Genomic DNA, 8013 nt, shown 5'->3' on the forward strand with positions numbered 1-8013 from the left:
CTACTAATTGTAGAGCGAGCTCTGTTGAGAGTTTTAGCAATGTATGTTTTGTTCTTTTTCTCTTCTAAAAGAGTCTGAATAATCACCCTTTCTTTTAGGGTAAGTCGGCGATGTTTTTTTACTACCATTTTACAAATCTATAAATTTAGATTTGTTGCGTTAAGTTATTGAATGGAGGATTTAATCTATCATTTTGATATTTATTTGGTGCCATACAAATAATCAGTATAATATCCACTAACAATAATAAATTTCCACGAGGAAGAACCTCGAGAAATTCTTATAGATTAAATTTGAAAGTTGTGGTTTCCCTGATGCTGACGGAATAGCCATAGCCCAACCACTAACTATCTTTTTTGTATATGTACCCATTAAGCGGATTTATAAAAATTAAAAAGAAAATAATTCCAAAAGCAAATTCATAAACTTCCCAACATCTATTAGAGTTATTCATGAATAGTATAAACACAGTAGCAGCAACAAAAGCAATAGTATGATTCCATCTTGGAATAGGAATAGCAAACGTTGTGAATAAACTCTTTACCCAAGTGGTTTTTCTGTACAATATTGGAACAATAATTAAATAAATTACTAATACAACTATTAATAACTGACTAAAAATGAGTTTGTTTATTTTTGTTTCTCCAATAATCATATTATGCAAGTTGGTTTCTTGTTGAGCATTATTTTCTAAGAAAAAGTCTGACGATTCTATATCAAAAATACGCTGTCCCCAAGAAATTTCTTCACCTGCACCAAATAAAAATATTAGTGCCATTCCAATTACACCAACTTTCCAAAGAATAGAATTAGAACGACCAAATTTAACAAGTCTATAAATACACAACACACTAATGACAAACAACATAATTGCTGTCCCAGTTTCTACGAATCCATCTTCTTGAGCAAATTTAGTGTCAAAAAATACGACGTCGTTGTTCGCATAATAAATACCTATTGCATAAACCAAAAGCAATAAACTATAACCTAATAATTCTGTTCGTGTTAAGGATTTTAAATTCATAATATTGTTTAAATTAAAGTCAAAAGTAGTTCTTTTTAAATTAAAAGTTATAAGTTATTTTCTAAATATTATATAATTTAAGGTTTGGAATCAATCCTGCCGTAAATAAATTTACATCGTTGGAAATTTTTCCATTTCATAGGAATTGTAGCTTGTTTTTATAAGTTTTAAAAAAGCCCCCCTTGTATTGTTCTATATCAGTGTTTTTTTTGATAAATGGTTCATATAGCCATTTTTGTAATTCAATTTTAGCAAAGTGATTTATTTTTAGAAATGGATGAAATTAGATTTACACCACTTGTATTTAGCAATGCTTTAAGATGTTTCGGTCTTAAAAGAGTGATTTAACAACCAGGAACTACATAGACCGTATTGGCTATTGGGTAAAACAGCTACAAAAACTTCCTCAGGTTCAAATTTCACTATTTAGTGGGCTTATATTTAGAGTTTTTGAAAAGAATATCAGTGTTGGTCTTTATCATTTTATCAATACTTACTGAGTTGTTCTTCATATAAGAACGTACGATTTGCAAACCTATAAAATTCCCAATTCCACCAGGAGATTCTCTATCATTACCTAGATAAAATTTTGAAAAGGGAGCAAGATCAATAAAACGTTTATTTAGAGATTGGTTCGTACTAAAAAGCATCTCATGAGAAATAAAGTACTTCCATATTTCAGATTCGTTTTCAATACTCCAAGTCAACTTTGATTGTGGAATTCCCAATATCAAATTTTCTTTAACATCGGGTAAAAATAATTCAGCTAAATATAATTGTTTACCAAAATAAATCATAGACCCTATGAAACTTTGATCTCTATGTATTACGTATTCTTTTTGAATTATTTTTTTTGCTAAATCAACAATAATATTATCTTGAGTAAAATTGGAGGAAATATATTTTGGAAAGTTATTATAAACTTCTGAATCTGCTCCTAAAAACATATCTAGAGAAATGAATGCAAGAGAATCAGCATAAATAATAGGGGTCTCATAGTCCAAGCCGTTTATTAGTGTAAATGTTTTAGGGGGAGAAAAAGTAGGATTGTAATATTTTATATATTTATATAGTTTATCTGTTTGGTCATGTATTATTTTTAAATTTGGGTAAACACTATCCGTAATTTTAAAAAGAATCTGTTCATCAGGATCATTGATTTTATCTAACCATTCTTTATTTGTAAGAGCCGATGGAAATAAATAAGGAAATTTTTTTTTTAAAACGAGTAATTTTTCTTCATTGGCTAAAAAAAAATCTTTGTGGAACTCAATAAAATCATACTCCAATTTTATTTTTGAAATCTCTTTTTCTCTTTGATCTTTACAGCTTAATAGTACCGATAGAGTTAAAATTGTTATTAGGATCGTTTTAGTCATATGAGGAATCATTTTCTGTATAGTTTTAAGATGTTTTTTTGAAAACTACGTTAAATTCAGTGTTTACTAAGTGTATTATTGTTTACTTTCGTAAAATCAAAAATACTAAAAATACACATACTATGAATTCTAAAAAGGTCGCAAATTATATCGTGAACTGGTTAAAAGATTATGCTACTAAGGCTGGAGTAAAAGGATTTGTAGTCGGAGTTTCAGGAGGTATTGATTCTGCAGTAACCTCTACGCTTTGTGCTAAGACGGGATTGGCAACTATTTGTATTGAAATGCCTATTCATCAAAATGTTAATCAAGTATCGAGAGCTGAGGAACACATTGAAAAGTTAAAAATAAAATATAATAATGTAAGAAGCATTCGTATAGATTTGACAAAATCTTTTGAAAGCATTCATGAATTGATGCCTCTAGGAGATAGCGAGGATCTTTTAACTTTAACTTTGGCAAATACAAGAGCTAGGTTAAGAATGACATCTTTATATTATTTAGCTGGAATTAATTCCTCATTAGTAGTGGGTACAGGAAATAAAATAGAGGATTTTGGTGTTGGATTTTACACGAAATATGGTGATGGAGGTGTAGATATAAGTCCGATTGCTGATTTAGTGAAATCTGAAGTATTTGCGTTAGGAATATTTTTAGAGGTACCACTAGCTATTCTAAAAGCAGCTCCTACAGATGGTTTGTTTGGTGATAGTCGGACAGATGAAGATCAATTAGGAGCTTCGTATGATGAGCTAGAAATAGCGATGAAACAAGATCAAGATGAAGTTGTTATTGATGATTTAAAGGGAAGGCAAAAGGAAGTATTCGAAATTTATACAAGGCTGAATAAAAATAATCAACATAAAATGAACCCAATACCTGTTTGTATCATTGTTGATACTCTTAAAAAATAATTAAGACAGAACAACTTCTCGTAAACTTAAAGAGTCATATATAATTACTATTTTTACAAAAAGCCTTTCTTTTGGATTTTATTGAATTTACTTTTTTAGATTTTCTTGATATAACCTTAGTCGGGGTGTTATTGTATTATGTATACAAACTTTTAAAAGGGACAGTTGCCATCAATATTTTTATTGGTATAACCATTGTTTTTTTAATCTATAAAATCACTCAAGCTCTTAAAATGGAGATGTTGAGTAGTATTCTTGAAGTTTTAGTAGGAGGAGGTGCGATAGCGATGCTTATTATCTTTCATCCTGAGTTAAGAAAATTTTTACTGATGTTAGGTTCTGCAAATATTGGATCTAGAAGAGGGTTTATTAAGCAGCTTAAGTTTCTGAAAACAGAAATTAATATAGAGGTAGATGTAGAGTCAATTGTTTTAGCTTGTAGTAAAATGTCTAAGTCTAGAACTGGCGCATTGCTTGTTATTGAACGACATAACAGTCTTGATTTTGTAAAAGAGAAAGGGGATTTTATGAATGCAGAAATTAATGTTCCATTATTAGAAAGTATATTTTATAAGAATAGTCCACTACACGATGGAGCAACAATTATAAAGGAAAATTTTATTGTTGCGACTAGAGTTGTTCTTCCTTTGTCAGATAAAAATTTACCGAGTAGATTTGGCTTAAGACATAGAGCAGCAATTGGTATAACAGAAAGAACAGATTGTATTTGTATTGCTGTCTCTGAAGAAACAGGTAAAATATCACTAATAAAAGATGGTGAATTTGAATTGTTTACAGATCAGATGGATTTAGTTGAAAAACTAAAATCTTATTTAGCTTAAGCGGTTTCTATACCAACTTCACTAAACTGCTTCTCAAATAAGTTTCTATAAAATCCGTTTTTAGTTTTCAATAATTCTTTATGGGTTCCTGTTTCAACAATATTACCTTGGTGCATCACTATAATTTTATTCGCTTTTTGAATTGTTGCTAGCCGGTGCGCAATGACAATAGAAGTTCTGTTCATAGTAATCTTGTCCATAGCAAATTGAATCATTTTTTCAGAATAAGAATCGACAGAGGAAGTAGCTTCATCTAAAATCAATACAGAAGGATTACTAAGATAAGCTCTTAGAAAAGAAATAAGTTGTCTCTGACCTGAAGAGAGCATGTTTCCTCGTTCTTTTACATTAAAATGGTAACCATTTGGAAGACTCATAATAAAATCATGAATTCCAATTTTCTTTGCTGCTACCATTACCATCTCTATTGTAATAGCCTTGTTTTCAAGTGTTATGTTGTTTAATATCGAATCAGAAAATAAAAATACATCTTGCAAAACTATCGCAACATGGTTTCTTAGACTTTTTAGTTTAAAGTCATTTATGTTGATAGAATCAATACAGATCTGACCAGAATCAATCTCGTAAAATCGATTTAACAAATTAATAATTGTAGATTTTCCGGCTCCCGTTGCACCTACAATCGCTATAGTTTCACCAGCATTTACAGTCATTGTAATTCCTTTTAAAACTTCTTCATTTTTCACATAGCTAAAATGAACATCTTTAAATTCAATTTTACCATCTAATGACGAAATATCAATAGTACCTTCTTTAGAAACAGATTCTTGAGTGTCCATTATTTCGAAAACCCTGTTTGCAGCAACCATTCCCATTTGTAACGTGGTAAATTTATCGGCAATTTGTCTCAATGGGCGATAAAGCATTTCTACCATCATTATAAAACCCATTATTTCTCCTAGAGTTACGCTGCCATTCAATGCTAAATTTAAACCTCCATACCACACCAACAATCCAACTGCTATAGAAGAAAGAATTTCTGCTATCGGAAAGAAAACAGAAAAAGACCATACCGCTTTAATATGAGCTGTTTTATGAGCTTCATTAATCTCTTTGAACTTATTGTATTCAATCTTTTCTCTACTAAATAATTGAACTATTTGCATGCCCGTTATTCTTTCTTGAATAAAACCATTTAAATTGGCTACTTGAGTTCTCACTTGTTGAAACGCAATTTTGATTGCTGATTGAAAAACTTTTGTAGCATAAATGATTATAGGTAATACTACAAAAGAAATTAATGCTAATTGCCAGTTTTTATATAACATTAAACTTGCAATTACAAACATTTTTAGCAAGTCGCTGATAATCATAAAAAGACCTTGTCCAAAAAATTGAGCAATTGTTTCTACATCAGAAACAACTCTTGTTACCATTTGTCCTACAGAAGACTTGTCGAAGTATGACATTTTAAATTTGAGAACATGGTCAAAAAGTTTAACTCTAATGTCTTTGACAATATGTTGTCCTAACCAATTTGAAATAAAAATAAATGCGAGATGTAATAATACTTCTATAATCAGAACAGAGAAAATGAGTATTACATAAGTAAGGAGTCCTTCTGAGTCTTTTCCTTTTATATAACTATCAACAATTTCTATTATTAAATAAGGTCGCAAAGCAGCAATTAAAGCTAAAGATATCGCCGTGAAACAAGAAATAATAAAGTATAAGCGATATTGTTTTGCAAACCTCATAAGACGCGAAAAAACATCAAAATCAAATACTCTATTTTTATTAGTTTTATTCATGTTTTATTGTTTCTGGGTAGTTGACCGCTGTAAGAGATAGCCCTTGAGCAGGTGCTGAAGTACCTGCCATGGACCGATTCTGACTTTCTATAATTTCAATTAAATCTTCTATCGTGTTTTTCTGTTGACCAATCGCTACTAGTGTACCTACTACCGCACGTACCATATTACGTAAAAAACGGTCTGCAGTAATATAAAATGTAAGAATGTTTCCTTCTTGTACCCACTCAGCGTTTGTAATATTACAGTTATATGTTTTAACCTCTGTTTTTGATTTAGAGAAGCATTTGAAATTTGTATAGCTTTTTAACAATTCTGCTGCTGTATTCATTTGAGAGATATTTAATTCATTCCTGAAAAATTGCCAGGTAGTATCAAGTAGAAAAGGGTTTCTTCCTAAATATATTTTATACTCGTAACTTCTAGAAGTAGCACTAAATCTAACGTGTGCTTCATTATTTACAGGAAATATAGACTCAATTACAATATCATTTGGCAATACAGAATTAAATTTATAGATGTATTTTGGAGAATCTATACGGATGTTAGTATCGATATGTGCAAACATTTGAGCTGCGTGAACACCTGTATCTGTTCTTCCTGCACCTACTACCAATACAGGAGAGCAAAGTATAAGAGAGAAAGCCTTATTTATTTTTTCTTGTACAGTAGTAGCATTGGGCTGAATTTGCCAACCATGGTAGTTTTTACCTAAATATGAAAGTTCGATGAAATACCTCAAGAATACTGAATTTTAGATGACAAATATAAGGATTCCATTCATAAATTATAAACTTTCTATGAATGAACAATAGCTTTTGAAAATTAATATATTGTTAATTACTTTGTAACGTGAGAGTTGAAAAAACAAAATTTATTTCTTAATAAAACGTTGCAGAAAATGAAAATTGAACGTATTTTTGCAACGGCAAGTCCTACACAACTAGCTCCCTAGGAATCCCCCAGGGCGGGAACGAAGCAAGGGTACAAGGTTGTAGCGGTGTGATGTAGGTAGCTTGCCATTTTTTATGCCTATTATTTTCTTCTCAGGCATAGTAATCTTCTTTATAAAGTTGTTGTATTTTTCGTTAAATTAACGTTTTCATACCTGCCAATATATGTAAATAACATAAATTTGTTATACAAAAATTAAACAAATTAGAATATGAAATTTTTTATCGACACAGCGAATTTAGAGCAAATTAAAGAAGCACAAGCATTAGGCGTACTAGATGGAGTAACTACAAATCCGTCTTTAATGGCTAAAGAAGGAATTTCAGGTCAGGAAAACATATTAAAACATTATCTAGATATTTGCAAAGCAGTAGAAGGAGACGTATCTGCAGAAGTAATTTCTACTGATTTTGAAGGGATGATAAAGGAAGGAGAAGCTTTAGCTGCTTTAACCCCTCAAATTGTAGTTAAATTACCTATGATTAAAGATGGCGTTAAGGCGTGTAAATACTTTTCTTCAAAAGGAATTAGAACAAATGTTACCTTGGTGTTTTCTGCAGGACAAGCGTTATTAGCAGCAAAAGCTGGTGCAACTTATGTTTCTCCATTTATAGGAAGGTTGGATGATATTTCAACTGATGGAATGAGTTTAATTAAAGAAATTCATTTGATTTACGATAACTACGGATTCGAAACGGAAATTTTAGCTGCCTCAGTGAGACATACGATGCACATAATAAACTAAGACCGTTGCATAATGCTCTTTTCAGTTTTAGATTTCAATTTTTACTTTTTAAATCTAAAATTTATGTTTTTTTTTCTTATTTTCATTGTTTATGTTAGTTATGAATCTATTTTTTGGTTCATTTTCCTTTAGTTTTTAGAATTAGTGGCAATTATCCTTGGACTTCTATATAAATTGTAACAAATAGCAAGACCGTTGCAAGGTACATGACAAAAACAAAGACCCAAACTTAGGGTGTAAATAGTTGTTTGTTAGCTTATTAAGATGTATATTCAAGCCATGAAACTACAAATAACACCTACTTTTGCAGATAGCATTTGTGATTTACGCACAAGAAAGATAAAAGCTACATTTTTTAGTCAAATAAATATTCTTATCGATTG

Annotated in this window: 6 protein-coding genes, 1 other RNA gene and 1 pseudogene; 4 read left to right on the top strand and 4 right to left on the bottom strand. The window is 30.5% G+C overall.

From position 1 onward, the window contains the following. Window positions 1-343: 343 nt before the first annotated feature. Together V5787_RS06320 and V5787_RS06325 are read right to left on the bottom strand one after the other, a co-directional pair. On the bottom strand, window positions 344-1024 hold the full coding sequence (locus V5787_RS06320) for a hypothetical protein (protein ID WP_336892420.1): 681 nt from the start codon (window positions 1022-1024) through the stop codon (window positions 344-346). Between the two features lie 422 nt (window positions 1025-1446). Then, complete coding sequence (locus V5787_RS06325) at window positions 1447-2403, bottom strand: gliding motility lipoprotein GldB (RefSeq protein WP_336892421.1); 957 nt, start codon at window positions 2401-2403, stop codon at window positions 1447-1449. A gap of 122 nt (window positions 2404-2525) precedes the next feature. On the opposite strand from V5787_RS06325, the gene nadE reads away from it, so the two are divergent. Together nadE and cdaA are read left to right on the top strand one after the other, a co-directional pair. Further along, window positions 2526-3317, top strand: a complete 792-nt coding sequence (gene nadE, locus V5787_RS06330) for an NAD(+) synthase (protein ID WP_336892422.1) — start codon at window positions 2526-2528, stop codon at window positions 3315-3317. A 71-nt stretch (window positions 3318-3388) separates the two neighbouring features. Next, the gene (gene cdaA / locus V5787_RS06335) at window positions 3389-4159 is read left to right on the top strand and encodes a diadenylate cyclase CdaA (protein WP_336892423.1); all 771 of its coding nucleotides are present in this window, start codon (window positions 3389-3391) and stop codon (window positions 4157-4159) included. Here cdaA and V5787_RS06340 read toward each other — a convergent pair. Next, complete coding sequence (locus V5787_RS06340; protein WP_336892424.1) at window positions 4156-5931, bottom strand: ABC transporter ATP-binding protein; 1776 nt, start codon at window positions 5929-5931, stop codon at window positions 4156-4158. The genes cdaA and V5787_RS06340 overlap by 4 nt on opposite strands. Continuing rightward, window positions 5924-6673, bottom strand: coding sequence for a tRNA pseudouridine(38-40) synthase TruA (truA, locus tag V5787_RS06345; protein WP_336892425.1), 750 nt, complete (start codon window positions 6671-6673; stop codon window positions 5924-5926). The genes V5787_RS06340 and truA overlap by 8 nt, the downstream gene beginning before the upstream one ends. 184 nt (window positions 6674-6857) lie before the next feature. On the opposite strand from truA, the gene ffs reads away from it, so the two are divergent. After that, window positions 6858-6956, top strand: an RNA gene (gene ffs / locus V5787_RS06350) — signal recognition particle sRNA small type. Between the two features lie 140 nt (window positions 6957-7096). Then, window positions 7097-7627, top strand: a pseudogene (locus V5787_RS06355) (transaldolase family protein); the annotation flags it as partial. Between the last annotated feature and the right edge of the window lie 386 nt (window positions 7628-8013).

The organism is Flavicella sp. (assembly GCF_037132785.1).
Classification (GTDB): domain Bacteria; phylum Bacteroidota; class Bacteroidia; order Flavobacteriales; family Flavobacteriaceae; genus Flavicella.